Source organism: Pseudomonas sp. LB3P93 (genome assembly GCF_054898025.1).
In genome coordinates this window covers 3894721-3915634 of the sequence record NZ_CM142713.1, presented here as the reverse complement: position 1 = coordinate 3915634, position 20914 = coordinate 3894721, and the positions used below count along the sequence as shown (strand labels likewise).

Here is a 20914-nt window from a genome sequence, read left to right as displayed (position 1 = left end):
TGGCCCGGGTGGATCGGGCGCTGGGGAGCCGCCCAGGTCGATGTCGCGAAACATTCGCTAGCGCGATGACGTGAAGCAGATGCAGCGTTACAAACCTGACTGGAAGGCGGTCAAACCGCGTTTTTGAATTCCGTCAGCAGCCGCTCAATCTGCGCCAACTCCCAGGTGCTGAGCAAACTGACCGGGTCGGTGCCGTAACGTTGCCAGCGGTCGAGTTCACCCTCGCGGCCGTCCGGGCTCTGGCAACGTTGGCAATGCAGCAGACGACTGCCGTCGAAACCGAGGCTCAGGCGCCAGCCTTCGATATCGACCTGCACGTGGCCGGGCTCGGATTGTTCGGCGAGGCGCAACAGAGGTCGAACTTCCAGCGCAGCGTCGCGCAACTGCTGGTATACCTCGCGGGCGGTCAGGGGTGGCACAGAGTTCTCCGGTGAAGTCGCGGGGGTGCACAGGATAGAGTCTGCGCTTGCCGCTGTCAGCGGAGAACTGGCACCTCAAACCTCTTCGACTGTCCGCGGGCGCCGGGCAGGCTGACCTTCCTCCTCTCGAAGCTCAAGGCTCATGTCGTTGCAGCTTTGCGACCAGTCTGTCAGCCACTGCGGCATCGGTGGCGATTGCTCCGCCAATCCCAGTTCCCGGGCGAACTCGCCGGGTGCAACCGTGCCTTTGCCTGCGCGGAACAGGCCGCGCATCACGACGACGCCGACCACGCGTCCTTTGCTCACGAAGCGATGTTCCATAAAGCTCCACTTGTCGTCCCAGCCAAGCATCCGGGTGTGAATCTCGAAGGCTTCGAACAGCCTCAACTCACGACGGAATTTTCCCCAGGTATCGCCAACGATCGGCACCGCCTTGTTGCGCAGCGCCACCCGGATTGCACCGCTGCGCAACACATAATCCATGCGTCCCAGGTCGGCCAGGGTGAAGTAACGGCCATTGGTCACGTGGCGGTTGAGGTCGAGGTCGAGCGGCCAGACGCGCAGGCGGATGACGGTGGTGTCCAGGGCATCGACTGGCTTGCGCCACGGACGACGAAACAGCATGAGGAACAGTCGGAACCAGAGATTCATAAGTACGCCGATGATTGAGTGACCGGTGCACTTTAGGCCGGAGGGATCAGGTAAGGTAGGTGCGCAAATGACTTTTTTCATGCGAAAAGCGCAATGGGTTCATGTATGCACGTCACTCTTTTACTGGCGGACCAATGTTCCGCTGCCAGCGCCACCATGGCTCTGGAAGTGCTCAGCGCCGCCAATCTGTTCGCAGACACGGCGGTTGCGCCTTTTGAAGTTGTCATTGCCTCCCTTGATGGCAATGATGTCGCCGCGTGGGGAGGGCAGACGCTGCGCGCGGACCTGTCCACCGACGAGGTCCCGCGAACCGATCTGGTGCTGATCCCCGGGTTCCTTTTCACCCTGAGGGACGCCTTGCCGGCATTTTCGGCGTATGGGCCATGGCTGCGTCAACAGCACGCGCAGGGTGCGGTGGTGGCTTCAATGTGTACGGCGGCGTTCATGCTGGCCGAAGCGGGCCTGCTGGATAGCGTTCGGGCAACCACGCACTGGGCCTTTGCAGACCTGTTTCGTCGTCGGTATGCCGAGGTCTGTCTGGAGGAAACGCAGATCCTCTGCGAGGACAACCGCGTGATCACCAGCGGCGGCGCGAGTGCCGCCATGGACCTTTTGCTGCACCTCGTGCGCCGGTTTGCCTCATTGGATCTGGCGCAGAAATGTGGCAAATACTTGCTCGTCGACACGGTGCGCAGCGAGCAATCGGTGTATGTCATGTGGTCGATGCCGAAGAGTCACGGGGATGGCGACATCCTGCGCTCGCAAAACTGGCTGGAGGCGCACTTCGATCAACCGCTGCTGATTGACGATGTCGCCCAGCGCTTCGGGTTCGGCGTGCGCAACTTCAAAAGGCGCTTCAAGGAGGCTACCGGGTACACGCCGATTACCTACCTGCAAACCCTGCGTCTGGAGAAGGCCAAGCAGTTGCTTGAGTCCACGCGAATGACACTGGACAGCATCACGTACGCCGTGGGCTACGAAGATGGCAATTCATTCCGTAGACTTTTCCGCCAGCGAGTGGGGTTGCTGCCGGCGGCTTACCGGAAGAAATTTCAACCGGGTGCGAGTTGATTTACAAGCGATTAGCCACAGATGAGTTGGAGCAGGACATGAAGAAAGCCGCAGCACTCACCCTGGCCTTGGTGCTCAATGCCGGGTTGTTCAGCGCGCAGGCACACGCGGGCGGCGATGCTGAAGCGGGCGCGACATTGTTCAAGCGGATTTGCGGCGGCTGCCATCAGGTCGGGGAGTCGGCGCGGGGTTCGTTTGGGCCGCAACTCAATGGCATTTTTGGACGCGCTTCGGGCAGCAGTACGGATTATCAATATTCAGACGCGATGAAATCAGCCGGCATCATCTGGACCCGCGAAACCTTGACCGCGTACCTTGAAGCGCCAAAGGAAGTGGTCCCTGGCACCCGCATGATTTTCTGGGGGCTCAGCGATCCGGAAAAGATCGAAAACCTGTTGGCGTACCTCCAGACCTTTCAGCCGCAATAGGCTTCCCGACATTCGCCAAGGATCAAAAGCGATGCAACGAACCACCTCGCGATTGCTTTTAAGGCCACCCCAACCCGAAGACCTGGCCGGCCTGTTCGCTATTTACGGCGACCCTGCCACGAACCAATACAACCCGGCCGGGCCTTTGACCCATATTGACCAGGCTGAAACGCTGCTGAGTGACTGGGTTCGCCATTGGGCCATTCACGGCTACGGGCTGTGGACCATCGCCCCCCGTGCTGATCCGGATGGCGTCATTGGTTTCGGCGGAATTGGTTTGCGCAAGTACGGCGATGTCGAGCGGCTGAACCTTGGTTATCGATTTGCCGTGTCCGCTTGGGGCCAGGGGTATGCGACTGAGTTGAGCAGGGTGTCGCTTGAATATGGATTCGACGAGCTGAAGGTGCCTGAGGTTTTTGCGCTGGTCAGACCCGCCCACACCGCCTCGATAGGCGTGCTGGAAAAAATCGGCATGCAACGTGTCGACGTGCTGGACGACGTACCGGGGCAGGCGCCGAGTTTTGTTTACAGGAGCGGTCGCAGCTGATTAGCGCGCGTTTCCGGGTGCGAGGTACTGGGCGTTCTCGAGCGTTGTTGACTTCGATGGGTCATGGGTAGACTCTTGTTTTTGATGGTCCCCGGAGCTGTAACTTGAGTTTTCTGTTACTGGAAACAATCCAGAATCATTGTTTCATCTGATAGTACTATATGGACTTGCGCTTACATGATGTAGGTGTAATAAATCAATAGAAGTGATGTTGTTTGCTTCTTGGAGGCAAGGATGCATGACCCAGTCATTTTTAACTATTCAACTTATCTGTCTGATTCGTCATCTATTCGAGAAATCTTCAATCGACCCTGTTCGCCAGAAGTGATGGTGACGCTCAACTGTATGCAAGTGGGGCTGTTGCAGTTTTTGTAACTGCGCACTTATGTGCTTGCTCAGATACACCGTTCACTCGCCGATATACCGCCCCCCATTAGTTTGCGTCGCATGCAACGGGCTACTCATCAGCGTCGAAGTATAAACAGGAGGAATCATGGCAAATCCCTACCGCGAACTTCTCACCACCCCGGGCGTCATGGCGTTGGTGATCGCGAGTTCCATTGCCCGTCTGCCGCAGGCAATGATCGGCATCGGCATAATTACCATGCTTGTGCAGCAGACGGGGCTTTATTGGCTGGCTGGTTCGGTCGCCGGTACCTTTAGTTTGGCGAATGCGCTGATTGGCCCGCAAGTTTCGAAACTGGTTGATCAGCGGGGGCAGAGTCGGGTTCTGCCTTTTGTGACGGCCTTCAGCATTGGCATGTTGCTGGCGTTGATACTGGCTGTTTACATGAGAGCGCCGGCCGTACTGCTTTTTATACTTGCGGCATTGGCGGGCACGATGCCAAGTATGTCCGCCATGATAAGAGCACGCTGGTCGCAGCTTTTCCGTGGCAAGCCGCAATTACACACAGCCTTCTCCCTGGATACGGTGCTAACTGAACTCGCCTTTATCATCGGCCCCCCACTTGCCATTGGTTTGAGCGTCAGCTTTTTCGCCGAAGCCGGGCCTCTTGTAGCCGTCTTGTTGCTGGTTGTCGGCGTGACGGCTTTTCTTATGCAGCGCCAGACAGAACCGAAGGTGGTCGTTGGCATTAAAAGGAGCGCAAGTTCGATCCTGCTTATCCCCGGTGTTCGTACCATCGTGCTGGCGCTCTTGGCGATGGGTGTGATTGGCGGATCGGTCGACGTGGCGGTTGTTGCCTTCGCCAACGCACAAGACTGGCCAGCGTCCGCCAGCTTCATCCTGGCAGCCTATGCGCTCGGCTCCATGATCGCGGGCCTGACGTTCGGCGCGCTAAGGGTTTCCTTGCCGATTGAAAAACAGTTCTTTATCGGCGTACTGATAACGGCAGTCACAGCCGTGTTGCCCATTTTCTCGACGGACGTCTACATCCTTTCGGGGATGCTGTTTGTGGCCGGTGTGTCATTCGCGCCAACGATGGTCATCGTCATGAACCTCGGTACGATCATTGTTCCACCGTCCCGGATCACCGAAGGACTTACGTGGATGTCGACAGGCATCAGCATTGGCGTAGCGCTCGGCGGCGTATTGGCGGGCCTGGTCATTGACGTCCATGGCGCGCAGGCAGGCTTCGGTGTGGCCATTGTCGCGGGGCTGGCCATGGTGGTGATCGTGCTTTTGGGGCTACCTAAACTTCGCGTCACGTCAGCGGTTTGCGCCGAGCCAGGTTTCCAGTAATCAGTGTTGATTGGGGACTGATTTATTAGTGTTGATTGGGGACTGATTTATTTGACGCACGAAAAAACCCGGCAGGTCAGGCCGGGCTTTTCATTGAGTATCGCGGCGAGACTATTCATTTATTCTGGGTGATCGGTTGGTAAGTCCGGGCGCACGATTATTATTCCTTTGGCGGATAACTATAATCCCAGCGAAAAAAACCGTGCTCTTTGAAATGAGAATCCCGAAGTGACTCCTGTTTGCTTTTAATGTAGTTTGGCGGTGGGCATGTCACGTTAGACATCCAGTAACCAGGGAGCCAGTTTTCCATGCCGGGAAGGTTGTTGATCTCTTCATGGTAGGGGTTTAGTTCGGGAAGGGAAAAATATACAAATTCACCAATCGATTCCTTCAGCCATTCCTCTGGACTTTGTTTCTGCGAAAGAGGCGTTACGTGTAAAGGAGATTTTGCCAGTTCTACAAAATCTCGGGTTGTGCTCATCGACCAACCGCAAAACTCTAGGTTCACCTCTGTGTCATACGCAATATCACTGAGTCGGCTAATTGTTTCTTCGGGTGGAGGTGTAAATCTTTCAGGAAAGTGCTCTGTGTTTTTTTCAATACAAAAAAGAATATACGCAGCCACTAATGATCCAAGTCCGTGGATAACTATAGCCGGATGTTCGCCAGCCCCACCTCCGATAACCAGATTGTCGGGGGCGCATGAGAAGTCATGTTTACCCCATCTTCCTGCTTTATTTAGTTCAAGAGGATGATAGATCGGCAAGCCGTTGATGTAGCCGACTAGCTCATGTTTGATCGTGTCAATATAGCTCATGCATTCTCCCTCCGGGCCGGTGGTCTTTTGCTTCTATTTGACAAACGTGAGGCACGCAAAACGCGTCTTGATACGCAGCTGTTGAATGGGTTCAACGCTCTCCTGAGCGCCGATTTTTTTGATTACCCCAATTCCGCAGTGATACTGATTGTTCGTGAAAATGGGCAGGATTCCCGGTTTGGATTCACTCCAGTAACCCGACTTCAACGTGTAAACGGCTCCCTCTTGAGGTGTGAAGGAAAATGGTATTTGGCACACAGTGCCCCCGACTACGTGCCGGTACGTCAACACCAGTTCTTTGCCCACGGCTACCGGCGCTTCAAAAAAATCGTTGGTGTAGGTCAATGGTGTGAAACCCGCGTAACAACCTGATTCGTTGAAGGTCATGGCGTCCAGGCTGGCGCCACGTTCATATTTAAGTCGAACCGTCGCGGAAGGTTCATCCGGCCGGGGAAAGAGATACTGCTTACCCTGGAAGAGTGACGTACAACCGCTGAGTGCCACCGCTCCAGCCAGTAGCGCATACCCGCCAAACTTGTCATTGCCGAACATCAACCACTCCCCGATACCTGCGGGCCTCTCTGAAATGTCAGGGCCCGGCCATTATTCAATGCTGGCCTTATGGTACTAGATCTTGTAAAGGCCCAGTCAGCTTCTAAAGAGAGGCACTAAAGAACGGCCGTGCTCAGGGCGGGAGGTGTACGACGAGGCGAAATAGTCCGGCTGGCCCCTCAGCTAGAATGATCCATTCATTCCCCTATGTTGGAGAACCAGAATGGTCAGCAAAAACACGATTTGTCTCTGGTACGACGGTGCCGCACTGGACGCCGCGACGTTCTACGCCAAGACGTTTCCTGATAGTGCGGTGGGAACCATCCTTCGCGCGCCTGGCGACTATCGCCGCGCGTCCTGACGGACGCCATCAACCATCCTGATCAAGCGGCGGCCAAGCGCGCGTTCGACGCCATGATGACGATGGGGGAAATCGACGTTGCGGCGATCGAAGCGGCGGTTAAGGGTTAACCCGGCTGACGTTACCGCGCCAATTGCTCCACCAACTCAGGCGTCAAATAGTGCGGTCCATCGAACAGGTAAAGCGGATAACCGTCATAGGCCGACAATTGCGTTTTCAACTCGGCGGCGGTTGCGGAGCGGAATCCACCACCGAAGTTGGGCCGGAAGGCCTCGACGATGATTCGCACACGGTCCTTGCCCAGGTGCTGGCGCAAAGCGTCGGCGTAGGTTTTGGCGACCGGTGCGGTGCGGGCGTAGACCCCGACGCCGTCCTGGAAGAACACGCCAATGTCATTCGGCAACCACTGTTTGAGCCATTCAGCGGTGGCTGCGGGGCCGATATTGGCGCCGTCATACACGCTGATCCATAACGGTCGCGGTAGCTTGGCCAGCAGGGCGGGCAGCTCCTTGGCGCGGGTCCAGCTGGGGTCGACTTCGGCGGGAAAATACCAGCCGGTGACGTGCAAGGGTGTCGGTAATTTGGCGATGCGCTCCGAGACAGCGGCCAGTTGCTCGATGTTGTCCCGTGAGCGGTTCTCACTGAAATAGCCGGCCAGTCCGAGGATGACGTCTTGCGCCCAGGGGGCCTTGGCGATGCGTGCCCAATCGGGGAGGACCGGTACGCTGGGCAGGCCGGTACCGGGAATGAATGCCTGATCGTCGACGACGGTCCATTGCACCAGCAGCTCACGAGCCCCGAGTTTTTCCCAATGGCCGTTGATGCCGACGGTCTTGTTATCCGGCTGCCAGACGATGCCGACGATGTCCGGGGCCGAGGCCTTTTTGTTGGTCACGTAGAGCGTGCCGGTCCCGGTGCCGAGGATGACGGCAAACAACAGACCCGCAACGGTCGCGCGACTGGCGGTGTAACCAAGAATGTTCACGGAAGTGCCTTGTTGATGCGCTGATGCCATTGGCTCAGCGAGGTGACGCCTTTGGCGTTCCAGTTGGCCGCCGCATCGGGGCCGAGGTGGAACTGGCCCTCATTGAATTGCCAGACGATCACTTGCGGCTTGTGTTGGGCAAAATCCGCCGACTCCAGGTATTGCAGCAGCGTAGCCCACGGGCCGACATCGCCAGGATTCCAGGTCAGTGCGACGGGACGGTCCAGGGCATTGGAAAGCTTTTGGGTAAAGCCCAGGTAAGGCTGGACAAAGCTGTTGCCGATCACCTGAACCGGTGCCGGTGCGTCATCGATCAGCAAGTCGTTTTCTGCCTGATGGCGAACCGTGTAGATGTCGCGACCAATCGCTTTGCGCTTGATCGCCGGCAGGAAATTGCTCGCCAGGTCACCGAATGCGCGTCGGTCGAACCACTGGCCCAGCACCGCGCCACCGCCGGGTTCGCCTTGCAGGCGATAACGCTCGGTAATCAGTTGCGCCGTGGCGTTGGCGGTGTTTTCCGCGCTCCAGGCTGTCCAGTGGTAGTCGGCGCGATAAAACGCCGTCTGTTTGCCATGTTCGGTGCGTTGCAGGACGGGCTTGATGTTCAGCGTGGTCAGGCCTGCGTGAGTCAGTTCGCTCTGCAAGTGCTCGTAGCGCTGTATCACGGCCGGGCTCAACGACTGATCGGCGGGGAGGCGCGCGGCATAAAACGGTGCTTTCATCGGCACCACCAACACGACCAGGCCGATGTGTTCCCGCGCAAGGTGCTGCTGGAGTTGTTTCACCAGCGCAATGTTGCGGGTCGCCGCTGGGTTATCGACCTTGTTCAGGCTTTCCCAAGCGGGGAACAGCCAGCCGCCTTCGCCGGTAATCACCGCCGAGGCCGCTAGAACGTGGGTGCCGGACAGGCTCAATAGCAAGCCGGCGATCAGGGCGGGAACCGGCAGGCGAGATTTCAATTGAAGCCTCATGGCGCGGTCTGGTCGACAAGGCCAATCAGGCGCGGAGCTTGCCCGGAGCCGACCAGGAACAGGCTATAACGATCGCCGGCCTTGAAGGGCGCCAGCTTGAACGGCAGGCTGGTGTTCTGCTCGCAACTGGCAACCAGCGTCGCCTGTACCGGGTTGATCGTGCGCTGGGCTTGTCCGTTGAACGGCACCTGATTGAATACCGGGGCACTGTTAGCCAGTTTGACTCCGGCCTTTTCGCAACCGTTGGCCAGGTTGTAGACGTTGAGTTCGGCACGCAGGTCTTTGCCGCGTAGCGGTGGGTCGATGACCAGGCGTGGCGCTCGTGCCGGGTCGCTGTCGAGAATCAGCGTGACCCACGCACTTTTCGGCGCACTCAGGCCTTTGATCTCGCGACCATTGACGGTCACTTGCAGCGGTTGTCGCGAGTCCACGACCTGGAAAGGACTGGCCACCGTGGCTTGTGCAGAAAGGGCGAAGCTCGCGCCTTGGCCCAGCTGGACGTGCATGGCGGTGTCGGAGGGGTTGACCACCCGCACCCAGGCCGAACCCTCGGGCAGTTTTGGCGCGTACAGTTGGGCAATTTCAGGGGCGGCGTTTGCCCACATCGGGATCAGCCCAAGTCCCGACCACAAACAGAATCGAATGTTCATGCGAGTCCTCAATAGGAATAAGTCAGGCGACCGAAGACACCTTGAGCGCGGTCATCGCCCAGCACCTTGACGCGGTACTGCAAGGAGAAGTCGACATAGGAGCGGGGCGCGTTGTACGCATCCTCGCGGAACCAGTAGCGGACGTTGTTGCCGACACCGATACCTCCCGCCTTGCCGGACGATGAGTCAGACTTGCCGTCGGAGTCGGTCCCGCTGTTCATCTTCGAGTCGTAATCGAACGCGGCCACCACATGGGGGAACGTCACCCAGCGCGAACCTGCGCCACCGATTGCGTAGCTGCGGCCGACCTGCCATTCGCTGTTGAAATAGTCGCGCGAGTCGTTGACGTAATGACCGGCTTCAGCGAACAACTGCGAGGTCCACCAGCTGGAGGCGTCGACCCGCAGATCGGTCCCGACGCTTGAGCCATAGCCCAGACGCAGCAGCCAGTCTCCGTCGACGTCCGACGATCCCAAAGGGAACGTGCGCTCGACGGCGGCCATCACGTTCAACGACGTGAAGGGTTTGACCCGTACACCCACGGCGCCTTGCAGCGCATCGAAACCGGTGTCCGAATCGCTGTTCTTGCTCCACAGCGTGTCGGTGACGCGGCCGTAGAGTTCGACAAAACGGGCGTTGCGATAACCCAAAGGGCGCCACGACAATTCGGTACTGTTTTGCAGGCTGTCATTGCTGCTATTGCCGCCGCTCGGGGCCGAACTCAGGCCGCTGCTGGTACTGTTGCCACGATAACTGGTGGTGTTGGTCAAGCCCCAGGTGCGCGACACATCGGCCACGGCGCGACGGGTGTCGAACTGCTGCTGCGGGGACAGGTCCAGTTCACCGGCATTGTTTGCGTCGATGACTCGCTTGAAGTAGGTGACGGCTTGCTCGTCGTCGTTGACCCGCATTGCGTTGTAGGCCGCATCCTGCGTGGCTGTCGGCGTGAGTCGGGTGTCGGCATCGGCCTTGCGGAACGATGCGTGGGCACCGTCATCGTCGCCGGCCTGGACCGACAAGTAAGCGATTTGCAGGTCGCTCATCGATTCCAGTTCGCCCGTGTCTCGCGCTTGTTGCAGTCGTTCGCGTGCGGTGCGGCGCTGGCCGATGGCGCTATACAAACTGGCCTCTTCGTAAGCGGGCAAGCTGCCCAGCGCCAGGGCTTTGGTAAAGTCCTGGCGAGCTCCGACATCGTCACCCGCTTGCTGGCGCAGACGACCACGCTGGGCCAGCAACCGCGCGTCATCGCCGCTGAGCTTGAGACCTTCGCTGGCCGCCGCGATGGCTTCGGGCGCACGTTTCTGGTCGCTCAGGGCGCTGACCAGCAGGCGCCGGTATGCCGGATTCTGCGGCGCACGGGTAATCGCTTCGTTCGCGAGGACGACCGCTGATGCGGGGTCATTGCCGGCCAGGGCCGCGTAGGCTTGGCCGGCTTTGTCGGTTCCGCCGTCGCGCTGGTTGCCCGGCCAGATATCGCAGACCAGGCCGAAGGCCGTTTCCTGACAGTTCAACGCCGGTGCCGGGAACTGGGCAACAGCGTTAAGGCCGTTGTTTTTCTGTCGCAGCGCCATTCTGGCGGCCGTGCGTCGGCGGGCCACTTCGCCGCCGTCATCTTCGGTCAGTCGCTGTAGATGATCGAGTGCCTGCTGAGGTTCGCCATGGGCCAGTGCGGCGTCGGCGGCGAAAAAGCGAATGTCGCGGGTTTCCGTTTCCAGAAGACCATCGATGGCCAGGGCGTGATTCAGGTCAGCCTCGGCCGCTGCTGTTTTGCCCTGACGATCCAGGGCGTAGCTGCGCAGAATCCACGGTGCGATTTCCCCATCGTCCTGAGCCAGTGCGCCGGACGCGGCCAGCTCGGCTCCTCGGTAATCCTTGGCCGCGAGCAGGGCGCTGATCAGCAGTTGCTGATTGGCACCGATCTCCGGTGCCCAGGCGACGGCTTTCCTGGCCTGGTCCACGGCGTAGGGCACGTTGCCTTGCTCCAGGGCGCGATACCCCTCAACCGCCAGCGGTGCGGCCAGTTGCCGACGAATCGCTTCGCGGCGCATCAGTAACGTATCGTCGTCCGGGAACACGGCCAGTGCCTGGGTGGTGGCCTGATCTGCTTCCTGCAAATGCTGTTGGCGCTGTAACGACTCGATCAGCAGCAATCGATAATCCATGCGTTTGGGTGCCTGAGCGATGGCTTTGCGTGACGCCTGTGCAGCAGCACCGAAGTCATCGCGATCATAAGCCTTGAACGCTTGGGCCGCGGCGCCGAAGCCTGGGGCCTGACGCGAAGGGGAGTAGCGCTTGGGATGATCACGCAGGTCCTTGTCGCGCTGAGCCAGCACGATCAACGTGTTCAAACGGGTGATATCGGCGCGCTGACGCAACGCTTCGCGGGCCTTGGCGATGGCCAGGTCGTAGTCTTTGCGCTCGTAGGCGCTGTACGCCTCGTTGGCGGTGACATAGGCCGGACCGGTCAACGGCAATGGCAGCGTTTCGGCGTGAGCCAGCGCAGGTAGCAGGCTCAGCCCCGTGGCCATGAGGGTCAGCAAGGGGCGATTCATGTCGCAAGCTCCGCAGGGTAGTGGCTGTGCTGACGTGCCACGGCCTTTTCGATGGTGGCGCGGGGCAGCACGCCGCTGTCCACCAGATAGTCGCCGATGCGTCCGTGACGCTGCGGGCGGTACTGCAACATGGTGCGGTTGAACACGTCGCGATCCAGCAGGCCCATTTCAATCAACAGATCACCCAGCAGTGGTGCGCGGGCGTCCGGCACGGCTTGGCCATCGCGCACGTTCAGTAGACGCAACTGCGCGACGATTTCGCTTTCCCGGGCAATCAGCTGCACCGGTTCGCTGCCCAGCACCTCGCTGACTTGTTGCAGGCCTTCGGCCGGCAACGGGCTGGCCACGGCCAGTTGTGCTCGTCCGTCGGCATTCAAGCCAACCGGCACCACGCGCCAGCGCAGAGCGAATTCATCGTCCAAAGTAAGGGTCGATTCCTGTGCCTTGTGGGCCACATCGAACACCCGCGGCAGGTCGTTCTGGAAAGCGATGGCTTCCGCCAGCGTCTCGTCGTCCAGCCAGCCGTTGCTGAGCAAAATCCGCCCCAACGGCATGTGCCGGGTTTTCTGTTCGATGAGGGCGCTCTGCAGGTCGGTTTCGTTGATCGCTTGCCAGGACAGCAACACGCTGCCCAGCTTGCGCGGTGCGGCAGCGACCAGGTCGGTGGAGGGGAAGTCGTGCATGGTCTTGTCCCACACCAGTTTGCGGTTCATCACCTTGCCGACCAGGAACATGCGCCAGGCCCGTGACGCGGCCATGAAGTTGACGAAGTTGCCCACGACCATGCGCGGGATGGACAGCAAACCATGCTGCCAGCCGTACAGCACGGTGGTGAAATAGCAGCGGTGCGCAATGCGCCAGGCCAGTGCAATACCGTTGGCCAGCAACAAGTATTTGATGAAGCCATTGGTCTCGAACGGCGTCGGGAAACTCACGTCCCACAGCCCGCTCTGGCGCAGGATGATCAGGCCCAGCAACTGCACCAGAATCACGTAGGCGATGATGCTGACGAACGCCGTCACCACGCCTTTGCGGTCACGAAACAGCAGATACCGGTTGGCCAGCGAACCGTTCCAGCCCATTTGTTCCCAGCCTTGCAGGCCGATGCCCAGTGTCCATCGGGCTTTCTGGCGAAACGCGGTGCGGAAGGTATCGGGAAAGAATTCGCGCACGCACAACGGCATCCGCAGGGTCGATTCGTAAGGCTTGCGAAACCATGATTTACGCAACACGCGAAACTGCACCGGGAAACGCACGAAGATCGCGTTCATGCCGACCTTGGCCAAACGCGCGCCGACGTCGTAGTCCTCAGTGAGGCTGTCCGTGTTGAACGGCTGGTTCTGGGTTTCCCCGGCCAGCACCCGCAAGGCGCGATGTGAGAAACAGGTGCCGACCCCGGCAGACGGCACTGTATCGGTCATGCTTTCACGCACCACCAGATCCTTGCCGTGCCATTCGGCAAATTCGTCCATGTAGGTGCCGGCCACCCATTCGTACCAGTTGCGCTCCAGCGAAACCACGGGCAACTGGATCATGTCCTTGCGCGGGAGCAAGTAGTTGAACAGACGCAATTCCATCGGGTGCAGCACGTCTTCGCTGTCGTGCAGCACGACGCCGGCGAAGGTCATGCCGTGGGTTTTCTCGTGCAGGAAGATCGCCTGGATCACCCAGTTCAGACAGTCGGCCTTGCAGGTCGGCCCGGCATGCGGGACTTCCACGCGATGCAGCTGCTTGTAGCGCCGACGCATGCGCTCCACTTCATCGATGGTGCGCTGGTCATTGATGTAGGTGCCGACGAAGACCACATAGTTCTGGTAGTCGAGGGTCGACACCATGTTCTCGATCATCGGCGCGATGACGTCATATTCCAGCCAGGCCGGGACCATGATCGCCAGCGGCTGTTCATCCCGGGCCATCAACTGCTCGACGGTCAGCGGCCGGTATTTTCGGTCCGTGGTGAACTTGCGAAACAGGCGGCGAGACCAGTACCACAGGTCAATGAACAGATCGTCCAGGCTGGAGATCAGGATCAGCACCGCGACCACGATGGTCGAGATTTCCAGGAAGCTGTAGTAGTGGGCCAGCCAATAGGGCCAATAGAGCGACGTCATCGAAAGGTTCCGTTACTGGCGATTGCGACGGGCGTTACGGCCAGCCAGCAACAGGATGAGAACCAACAGGATGCCACCCGGAATCAGCCACAACAGCGACGGTGTACGCCAGGCATCGAGGCCCTTGGGTTCTTCGTTGTCGATCAATTGGCTGCCGTTTGGATCTTGAGTGTCGAAGGTGGTCAGTGCACCGTTGTCACCGAGGATGGCCACGTCGCCGCGGCTCAGCAGAATCTGTTTGGCGAAGCGCGGTGCATCACTGCCCAGAGCGCGATAGACCAGACCGTGCTGGCCGCCGGAATCGACCACTTGCAACGAGGCCAGGTTGTTAAGGGGATGCACGTCCAGCAACACCTGATCCTTGTGATTGATGCGCAGGCGCCCCTGCTCATCGACCTGCACCGATTCCTTGCTGTCCTTGATCGGCAGCTCGAAGGCGAGGAAGGCCTTGTCCAGCGTGACCGAGGCTTTCGGGTCAGTGACGACCTTCAATTGCGCCCGCAGCGGCGAGACACCAGCGGCATCGGCGACCGAAATCACTTGCGGCAAGCTGCTCGCCGGATGATCGAGGTAGGCCTGCGGCACCAGGAGTTGCGTGTCCACGGCAAAGCGCGCCGCCATGCCGGAGAAGTCATCACCTAACGCGGTTTTATCCAGCACGATGTGGCTGGTCGGCAACACCGACACCGGGAAAGCTTGTGGTGTTTCCAGGCAGCGATCACTCACTGGCTGGCGCTGGAACGACACGCGCAGCACGTTCGTGGCACCCACGGCATAACGCGGGATGCGTGCTTCGATGCGTTGCTGTTCACCGTTGGCCACAAGTTGCTGCGCACCAATCAGATAGTCATTGAGAAACAGCGAGGCCACCGGCGCGGTGTCCGAGGCGCCGGGCGCGGCAGACACATCGACCACAGCCTTCACCGGCAAGCGACCGTCGTAAGCCACGCTGCCCAGAGGGAACGAGGTGCTCCAGTCGGATTTGGCCAGCACGTCGATGGCGCCGGGCTTGCCGCCCAGCCGCGACAAAGCCACACGGCCGTCTGTGCTCAAGGGCATCTGGGCTTCGCTGATCGTCAATTGGCGACTGCGTGCCAATTTGTTCCAGGCTGTACTGAACAAGGCCAGCGCCTTGCCGGTCGCTTGTGGTGCGATCATCAGCACCGGACGTGTGCCGAGCAGCGCCAGGCGCACGTTGTCAGTGCCGGCGGCGACCAGGCCTGCGTTGATATGGCGTTCACGCCATTGCGTGAAGGCGTTGGCTGCCGTGGCGTCGAGGCCCTGGATCTGGCTCTGCAGCGCGTCGAGGGATTCGTTGACGGCCTTGAGCAGTTGCGGGTCGTTGACCGCCAGGTCCGCCTGGACGTTAGGCGTCTGGCCCAACATCAGCAATGCGCCTATCTCCGCCGGGTTCGCCAGGGTGTGCGGACCTTTGCCGTTGAGGCTGGCGAACGCTGGAATACCTTGCAGTTCGGCCGGGATGCGCAGGCCACTCAGGTCGACGCTGTCTTGTACGGCAGGGAAGGGCAGGATCTGGCTGTGCTTGCCAATCCGCTCCAGCGCCACACCCAGACGCCACGCCGAATCGTAGCTTTCGGCAGATAAGGTGCCCGGTGCGACCATGATCCTCGGTTTGCCAGGCAATGCCGTCCACGCAGCCCCGACGTCCCGTAACTGGCTGGCGTCGTAGCTGTAAGTGAGGCGGGTGTCCGGCTCGATACGCAAGACGTTGCCGATGGCACGTTCGTCTTCGCACAACACACGGGACACGATCGACGACCAGGCAATGCCCAGGCGCACTGAGCCGCTGTCCCGCGCTTTCTTGTCCACGCCCAGCGTGGCACTGGCGTCACCCTGAGGTTCGCTGAGCCCTTGGGCACGCACCGGATAACCGTCCAGCGACAGCAGCAACGTATTGCGGCCACCTTCGCCGTTGAGGTAACTGGCGTCGAAATTCAATGTCGCATCCGTCAGCGGCACGCCTGCCGGCACCGGCAAATACAGTTCGCGGCGGGCATCGGTGGAGCCGAGGATGATCGGTGCGTCGATCCCCAGATCGCTCAAGCGCACCTCACGCTCTTGTCGGGTGTCGGCGTTGAGTCGGTTGATCGCCTGGGTGAGCGGGCTGTCCGCGGCCAAGGCGAAGGTCGGCATGAGCGCGAGCAGGCTCACGCCACAGGCAAGGGCGCTGAGCGCACCCGTTTGGATGGCAACGGAAGACTTCATTCAGGTAGATCTCGAGCTGATAAGGGGAGCAACGGTTTGGTTTATCGAGAGGTAAAAGCCGGGTAATTTTTCTCGGGCACAGGCTGTGCTGACGGGTAGTGCAGGAACTTGGGCAAGGACTGACCGGCGACGATGAAATCATCCACCGGGCGACCCATCAGGGCATCGACGATGCGCGCGCTGGCCTTGCCGTCGCCGTAAGGGTTGGCCGCCTGGGAGCAACGACGCCACAGCAGGTCGTCATCGAACAGCGCGTTGACGCCGGCGATGATCGAGCCTGGCGAGGTGCCGACCAGGCGCACAGTGCCCGCCGCGACAGCTTCCGGGCGCTCGGTCACATCACGCATGACCAGCACCGGTTTACCCAGGGACGGTGCTTCTTCCTGTACGCCACCGGAGTCGGTGAGGATCACGTGCGCCCGTTGCATCAGGCGCACGAAGGCCAGGTAATCCAGCGGCTGGATCAGGTGCACGTTGGGTAGGCCGCCCAGATGCTCGGTGACCGGGCCCATGACATTGGGGTTCAAGTGCACCGGATAGACGATCTGGATATCCGTACGCCGAGCCAGTTCGCTCAAGGCCTTGCAGATGTCCAGGAAGCCTTCGCCGAAATTTTCCCGACGATGCCCGGTCACCAAAAGGACCTTGCGGCCGGCCTGCAGGAACGAGAACTGGCGGTCCAGGCTTGCACGCAGGTCAGCGTCTTGCTCAATGCGCCGCGCGGTCATCTGCAACGCGTCGATCACCGTATTGCCGGTCACGAAGGTGCTGCCCTGCAAGCGTTCGTCGAGCAGGTTCTGGCGCGACTCGTGGGTTGGCGCGAACAGCATGTCCGCCCCCAGGTCGATGCAACGACGGTTCATTTCTTCCGGCCACGGGCTGTAGATATCACCGGTGCGCAGCCCGGCTTCCACATGGCCGACCGGGATGCGGCGATGGAACGCCGCCATCGCGGCGACCATGGCCGAAGTGGTGTCGCCGTGCACCAGCACCCGGTCCGGGCAGGTCACTTCCAGCACCGGGTCAATCGCCCCGTAAAGCGCCGCTGTCAGCGAGTTGAGCGTTTGGTGCGGCGTCATCACATCGAGGGTGTAATCGGCCTTGAGCTCGAACAGATCCAGCACCTGTTTCAGCATGCTTTGATGTTGGCCGGTGATGCATATCTGCGAGTGAATGCCAGGTTCCGCAGCGAGGGCTTTGACCAGAGGTGCCATCTTGATGGCTTCTGGACGGGTACCGAAGATCGACAGGATTTTAATCCTTGAATGATGACGAGCGATGATGTCTTCCTTGCGCAGTTTTAGTGCGCAGCACACTGCAGGCCCAAGTTTTATTGAGACTTGAGCAAGCGGGTGTTATTTGGATTTGATTAATGCCGGGGGATCAGCGTGGGTGCTGATGTTCACTTCGTGTGAGAGGGTGTATCGCCTGTAAACCCGGAAGCGGCCGGATTATTAGCATCGAAGAGAGATGTTTTAAAGCGTTATATTGGATTTTATATTTAATAAATAAGTTTGAAACTTTTGTAATTAGGGTCTGTCTTTTTATGGTTTTGTGTTTTTTGACAAGTTTTGTTTTGGTTGTTATTCGCATCTTAAGTGGTTGATTTTAATGGTGATTATTATTGTGTTTCCGTTCGTCGGTGCGCGTGAATTATTGTTTGGTTGGGACAGTCGCGATTGAGCATATTCACGGTGTTGTTTTTTGAAGTGCCAGTCACTTATATGGCGCCTGAATAATGTCACAATACACTGGATATTATTTTTGAACTAATAAAGTTTCTTGTAAAAGCGCTGTCGCGCAAGAGTAGCGGGCAGAGTGTTCTGTTGTGAAATGGGAACTTCGCCGACGTACTTGGCTGGCGAACTGTCGCGCACCCATTCATGTCGCAAGTGCGGACGTCGTCTGGCTTGATGCCTCCAGGTTATTCAGCAGCCATTCGACGAAGCTTCGCGCCAGCGGATTGTTCTCGCTGTCACGGTGGGTCAGCAACGCCCAGTTCGGGCCGCGAATGGTGTCTTCCACCAACGGTTGCAACTGTCCGCTGTCCCGCGCTGACCGACTCAGTAATTGGCTGACCAGCGCGATGCCGAGCCCCGCGCACGCCGCGTCCAGCAGCAGGCCAGGATCGGAGAAATTCAGCCCCTGATCCTTCTGGCCGACATCGATACCAGCCTCCACCGCCCAATGACTCCAATCCATTTCCCGCTCGCCGTGCAGGGTGGTGCGCTGCTCGACGGGCATCGCCAACAGGTCCGGGTGACAGGCCGGGTAGAGGCGGTCAGCGTGCAGCACCTTGAAGCTGCACTCGGCCTGGGAGCTGATGTCATCACGCACCGCGAGGTCGATGGTCTGGGTGGCCATGTCCGGGACTTCATCGGTGCTGAAAATCCACAGGTCGACCTCCGGATGCTGCCGACGAAAATCTCCCAGTCGTGGCAGCAGCCAGTGACGGGCGAACGTCGGCGTGGTGTTCAGCACGAGTTGGTTGGGTTTCTGGTATTGCCCGAGGCGACGAATGCCGACTGCCAGTTGCTGCAATAACGCCTGGGTGGTGCTGAGCAAATCATGCCCGGCATCGGTCAGGCTGACGCTGCGCCCACTGCGAAAGAACAACGGCTGCTCAAGGTAGGCCTCAAGCGTGCGGATCTGCTGGCTGATCGCCGACTGGGTCAGGTGCAACTCGTCGGCGGCCTTGTGAAAACTGCCAAGGCGGGCGGCGGCTTCAAAGCCGCGAAGGGTGCCGAGCGGAGGCCAGTGTTTGAGCATATCGATAAGTTCCTCTAATCACTTTTCTACAAAATCCATCGTTTGTTCGCCCTTTTTTACAGCCGTAGCATGCATGCCAAGACCGCCAAGGCAGTTTTCATTGAACACAATGGCTTAACTAAAGGGCTTTTTATCATGCAGCAGAGCGAACTTCAAAACAGTGGCTGGTGGATGCCGGCAGAGTGGGTCAAGCACGCCGCGACCTGGATGGTCTGGCCGCACAACCAGGCGCTCTGGGAGTCGGGGTGGGGCGTTACCTTGCCGCTGGTGCAAGAGGATTTCGCCCGGGTGGCCAACGCCATCGCCCGTTTCGAACCGGTAAAAATGGTGGTCGACCCGTCGGCTGTCGCGAGTGCCAAAGCGCTGTGTGGACCCAACATCGAACTGATCCCGTTAGCGGTCAACGACAGTTGGTGCCGTGATTCCGGCCCGAGCTTCGTCTGTCATCCGCAACACGGCCTGGGCGGGGTGAGCTGGCGCTTCAACGCCTGGGGTGGCAAGTCGCTGCATAACCTGGACGAAAGCCTGGCGCGTCGCGCACTCAATCGCCTCGGCGTGCCGTGTTTCGGCACCCCGCTGAGTAACGAAGGCGGCGCGATTCATGTCGACGGCGAGGGCACGCTGATCACCACCGAGTCGGTGTTGCTCAACCCCAATCGCAACCCGGGCATGACCAAGGCCGAGATCGAGGAGATTTTCACCCGTCTGCTCGGCGTGAAGAAAACCATCTGGCTGCCGGGTGATCCGGACTACGTGACCGGTGACATGACCGACGGGCATGTCGATGGCGTGTGTGCCTTCGCGCGTCCCGGTGTGTTGCTGGTGGACGCCACCCACGACAAGCACTCTGTGTACGCCGAAGTTGCACGGGAAAACCGTCGCGCGCTGGAACTGGCCACCGATGCCCAAGGGCGCAAGTTCGAGCTGATCGAGCTCTATGAAGCCACCGATGCCGTGGACACCGAAGCCGAAGTTTTCTGTGCCTCGTACACCAATTTCTACATCGCCAACAACGCGATCATCATGCCGGCCTATGGCATCGACGCCGACAACGCAGCGGCCGAAGTATTGGCTCAGGCATTCCCCGGGCGCGAAGTGGTGCCAGTGCGGATCAATCACCTGGCCCACGGTGGCGGCGGGGTGCATTGCATCACCCAGCAACAGCCGGCCTGGCCAGTGGAGGGTTGACCCCATGACCCTCTTGACGATTGCCACCACCCAAATGCCTTGCACCTGGGACCTGCCGAAGAACCTCGATCAGGCCGAGCAATTGGTCCGTGAAGCGGCGGCGAAGGGCGCCCAGGTCATCCTGTTGCAAGAGCTGTTCGCCACACCGTACTTCTGCATCGAACAAAGCCATAAACATTTGGCGTTGGCCGAAGAATATCGATACAGCGAGGTACTCAAACGCTTTGCTGCGTTGGCCAAGGAATTGGGCGTGGTGCTGCCGCTGAGCTGGTTCGAAAAGGCCGGCAATGCCTACTTCAACTCCTTGAGCGTGGCCGATGCCGACGGGCGCTTGCTGGGGGTGTATCGCAAGACCCACATTCCCAACGCCATCGGTTATCAGGAGAAGGAATACTTCAGCCCCGGCGACACCGGCTTCCGTGTCTGGGACACCGCGTTCGGGCGCATCGGCGTGGGAATCTGCTGGGATCAGTGGTTCCCCGAAACCGCCCGCTGCCTGGCATTGATGGGCGCCGAAGTCTTGCTGTTTCCCACCGCCATCGGCTCTGAACCGGGTTGCGCCGCGCTGGATTCCCGTGACCACTGGCAGATGACCATGCGCGGCCATGCCGCTGCCAACATCCTGCCGGTGGTGGCGTCCAATCGCGTCGGCCGAGAAGTGGCGACCACCGATCCGGACTTGCAGATGAGCTTTTACGGCTCGTCGTTTATCTGCAACCACAAGGGCAAGTTGCTCGCCGAGGCCGACCGTGACAGCACCGGCGTGCTGGTCCACAGCCTGGACCTGGCCGCCATGCGCGAAGAACGCCTGAGCTGGGGCATTTACCGCGACCGTCGCCCGGACATGTATGGGGCGTTGTTGAGTCAGGACGGTCGTCACCTTCATGCACGCTGGAACACTCAAGGAGTCTGAC

General features: G+C 59.6%; 18 protein-coding genes and 1 pseudogene. 7 read left to right on the top strand and 12 right to left on the bottom strand.

Features of this window, described 5'->3' with window-relative positions:
* Window positions 1–110 precede the first annotated feature (110 nt).
* Complete coding sequence (locus ACYZT8_RS17745) at window positions 111–419, bottom strand: DUF7693 family protein (protein ID WP_461974637.1); 309 nt, start codon at window positions 417–419, stop codon at window positions 111–113.
* A gap of 75 nt (window positions 420–494) precedes the next feature.
* Window positions 495–1070 (bottom strand): thioesterase family protein, encoded by a 576-nt coding sequence (locus tag ACYZT8_RS17740; protein WP_461974635.1) that lies wholly within the window; start codon window positions 1068–1070, stop codon window positions 495–497.
* 105 nt (window positions 1071–1175) lie between these two features.
* On the opposite strand from ACYZT8_RS17740, the gene ACYZT8_RS17735 reads away from it, so the two are divergent.
* The 4 genes from ACYZT8_RS17735 (at window position 1176) to ACYZT8_RS17720 (ending at window position 4818) form a co-directional block, all read left to right on the top strand.
* The gene (locus ACYZT8_RS17735) at window positions 1176–2141 is read left to right on the top strand and encodes a GlxA family transcriptional regulator (RefSeq protein ID WP_461974633.1); all 966 of its coding nucleotides are present in this window, start codon (window positions 1176–1178) and stop codon (window positions 2139–2141) included.
* Between the two features lie 38 nt (window positions 2142–2179).
* A complete protein-coding gene (locus ACYZT8_RS17730) occupies window positions 2180–2569 on the top strand; it encodes a c-type cytochrome (RefSeq protein WP_461974631.1) in 390 nt (129 codons plus the stop codon).
* A 31-nt stretch (window positions 2570–2600) separates the two neighbouring features.
* On the top strand, window positions 2601–3116 hold the full coding sequence (locus ACYZT8_RS17725; RefSeq protein ID WP_461974629.1) for a GNAT family N-acetyltransferase: 516 nt from the start codon (window positions 2601–2603) through the stop codon (window positions 3114–3116).
* A gap of 493 nt (window positions 3117–3609) precedes the next feature.
* Window positions 3610–4818: an MFS transporter gene (locus ACYZT8_RS17720; protein WP_461974627.1), complete on the top strand. Its 1209-nt coding sequence runs from the start codon at window positions 3610–3612 to the stop codon at window positions 4816–4818.
* Window positions 4819–4978: 160 nt separating this feature from the next.
* On the opposite strand, the gene ACYZT8_RS17715 is transcribed toward ACYZT8_RS17720, so the two are convergent.
* The gene (locus tag ACYZT8_RS17715) at window positions 4979–5635 is read right to left on the bottom strand and encodes a hypothetical protein (RefSeq protein WP_461974625.1); all 657 of its coding nucleotides are present in this window, start codon (window positions 5633–5635) and stop codon (window positions 4979–4981) included.
* 33 nt (window positions 5636–5668) lie between these two features.
* Window positions 5669–6187, bottom strand: coding sequence for a hypothetical protein (locus ACYZT8_RS17710; protein WP_461974623.1), 519 nt, complete (start codon window positions 6185–6187; stop codon window positions 5669–5671).
* Between the two features lie 223 nt (window positions 6188–6410).
* On the opposite strand from ACYZT8_RS17710, the pseudogene ACYZT8_RS17705 reads away from it, so the two are divergent.
* A pseudogene (locus ACYZT8_RS17705) lies at window positions 6411–6658 on the top strand (VOC family protein).
* Between the two features lie 11 nt (window positions 6659–6669).
* Here ACYZT8_RS17705 and ACYZT8_RS17700 read toward each other — a convergent pair.
* From ACYZT8_RS17700 to ACYZT8_RS17665, 8 genes are all read right to left on the bottom strand, one after another.
* Window positions 6670–7533, bottom strand: coding sequence for an alpha-amylase family protein (locus ACYZT8_RS17700; RefSeq protein WP_461974621.1), 864 nt, complete (start codon window positions 7531–7533; stop codon window positions 6670–6672).
* Window positions 7530–8492 carry an alginate O-acetyltransferase AlgX-related protein gene (locus ACYZT8_RS17695; RefSeq protein ID WP_461974619.1) on the bottom strand — a complete coding sequence of 321 codons (963 nt, stop codon included), beginning with the start codon at window positions 8490–8492 and terminating at the stop codon, window positions 7530–7532. The genes ACYZT8_RS17700 and ACYZT8_RS17695 overlap by 4 nt, the downstream gene beginning before the upstream one ends.
* A gap of 8 nt (window positions 8493–8500) precedes the next feature.
* On the bottom strand, window positions 8501–9154 hold the full coding sequence (locus ACYZT8_RS17690) for an alginate O-acetyltransferase AlgF (protein ID WP_461974617.1): 654 nt from the start codon (window positions 9152–9154) through the stop codon (window positions 8501–8503).
* Between the two features lie 8 nt (window positions 9155–9162).
* Window positions 9163–11706: an NfrA family protein gene (locus tag ACYZT8_RS17685; protein ID WP_461974615.1), complete on the bottom strand. Its 2544-nt coding sequence runs from the start codon at window positions 11704–11706 to the stop codon at window positions 9163–9165.
* Window positions 11703–13817 carry a glycosyl transferase family protein gene (locus tag ACYZT8_RS17680; protein WP_461974613.1) on the bottom strand — a complete coding sequence of 705 codons (2115 nt, stop codon included), beginning with the start codon at window positions 13815–13817 and terminating at the stop codon, window positions 11703–11705. Before ACYZT8_RS17680 ends, ACYZT8_RS17685 begins: the two co-directional genes overlap by 4 nt.
* Window positions 13818–13829: 12 nt before the next feature.
* Window positions 13830–16043 carry a hypothetical protein gene (locus ACYZT8_RS17675; protein ID WP_461974611.1) on the bottom strand — a complete coding sequence of 738 codons (2214 nt, stop codon included), beginning with the start codon at window positions 16041–16043 and terminating at the stop codon, window positions 13830–13832.
* A gap of 41 nt (window positions 16044–16084) precedes the next feature.
* The gene (wecB, locus tag ACYZT8_RS17670) at window positions 16085–17323 is read right to left on the bottom strand and encodes a non-hydrolyzing UDP-N-acetylglucosamine 2-epimerase (protein WP_461982524.1); all 1239 of its coding nucleotides are present in this window, start codon (window positions 17321–17323) and stop codon (window positions 16085–16087) included.
* A gap of 601 nt (window positions 17324–17924) precedes the next feature.
* The gene (locus ACYZT8_RS17665) at window positions 17925–18812 is read right to left on the bottom strand and encodes a LysR substrate-binding domain-containing protein (protein WP_461974609.1); all 888 of its coding nucleotides are present in this window, start codon (window positions 18810–18812) and stop codon (window positions 17925–17927) included.
* 135 nt (window positions 18813–18947) lie between these two features.
* On the opposite strand from ACYZT8_RS17665, the gene ACYZT8_RS17660 reads away from it, so the two are divergent.
* Together ACYZT8_RS17660 and aguB are read left to right on the top strand one after the other, a co-directional pair.
* Complete coding sequence (locus ACYZT8_RS17660; protein ID WP_461974607.1) at window positions 18948–20000, top strand: agmatine deiminase family protein; 1053 nt, start codon at window positions 18948–18950, stop codon at window positions 19998–20000.
* A 4-nt stretch (window positions 20001–20004) separates the two neighbouring features.
* Window positions 20005–20913 carry an N-carbamoylputrescine amidase gene (aguB, locus tag ACYZT8_RS17655; RefSeq protein ID WP_461974605.1) on the top strand — a complete coding sequence of 303 codons (909 nt, stop codon included), beginning with the start codon at window positions 20005–20007 and terminating at the stop codon, window positions 20911–20913.
* The last annotated feature ends 1 nt before the right edge of the window (window position 20914 follow it).

Coding starts and splice junctions, on each gene's coding strand:
- ACYZT8_RS17740 (WP_461974635.1), bottom strand. CDS start 1,070: ATGAATCTCTGGTTCCGACTGTTCCTCATGCTGTTTCGTCGTCCGTGG.
- ACYZT8_RS17735 (WP_461974633.1), top strand. CDS start 1,176: ATGCACGTCACTCTTTTACTGGCGGACCAATGTTCCGCTGCCAGCGCC.
- ACYZT8_RS17730 (WP_461974631.1), top strand. CDS start 2,180: ATGAAGAAAGCCGCAGCACTCACCCTGGCCTTGGTGCTCAATGCCGGG.
- ACYZT8_RS17725 (WP_461974629.1), top strand. CDS start 2,601: ATGCAACGAACCACCTCGCGATTGCTTTTAAGGCCACCCCAACCCGAA.
- ACYZT8_RS17720 (WP_461974627.1), top strand. CDS start 3,610: ATGGCAAATCCCTACCGCGAACTTCTCACCACCCCGGGCGTCATGGCG.
- ACYZT8_RS17715 (WP_461974625.1), bottom strand. CDS start 5,635: ATGAGCTATATTGACACGATCAAACATGAGCTAGTCGGCTACATCAAC.
- ACYZT8_RS17710 (WP_461974623.1), bottom strand. CDS start 6,187: ATGTTCGGCAATGACAAGTTTGGCGGGTATGCGCTACTGGCTGGAGCG.
- ACYZT8_RS17690 (WP_461974617.1), bottom strand. CDS start 9,154: ATGAACATTCGATTCTGTTTGTGGTCGGGACTTGGGCTGATCCCGATG.
- ACYZT8_RS17685 (WP_461974615.1), bottom strand. CDS start 11,706: ATGAATCGCCCCTTGCTGACCCTCATGGCCACGGGGCTGAGCCTGCTA.
- ACYZT8_RS17680 (WP_461974613.1), bottom strand. CDS start 13,817: ATGACGTCGCTCTATTGGCCCTATTGGCTGGCCCACTACTACAGCTTC.
- ACYZT8_RS17675 (WP_461974611.1), bottom strand. CDS start 16,043: ATGAAGTCTTCCGTTGCCATCCAAACGGGTGCGCTCAGCGCCCTTGCC.
- ACYZT8_RS17665 (WP_461974609.1), bottom strand. CDS start 18,812: ATGCTCAAACACTGGCCTCCGCTCGGCACCCTTCGCGGCTTTGAAGCC.
- ACYZT8_RS17660 (WP_461974607.1), top strand. CDS start 18,948: ATGCAGCAGAGCGAACTTCAAAACAGTGGCTGGTGGATGCCGGCAGAG.
- aguB (WP_461974605.1), top strand. CDS start 20,005: ATGACCCTCTTGACGATTGCCACCACCCAAATGCCTTGCACCTGGGAC.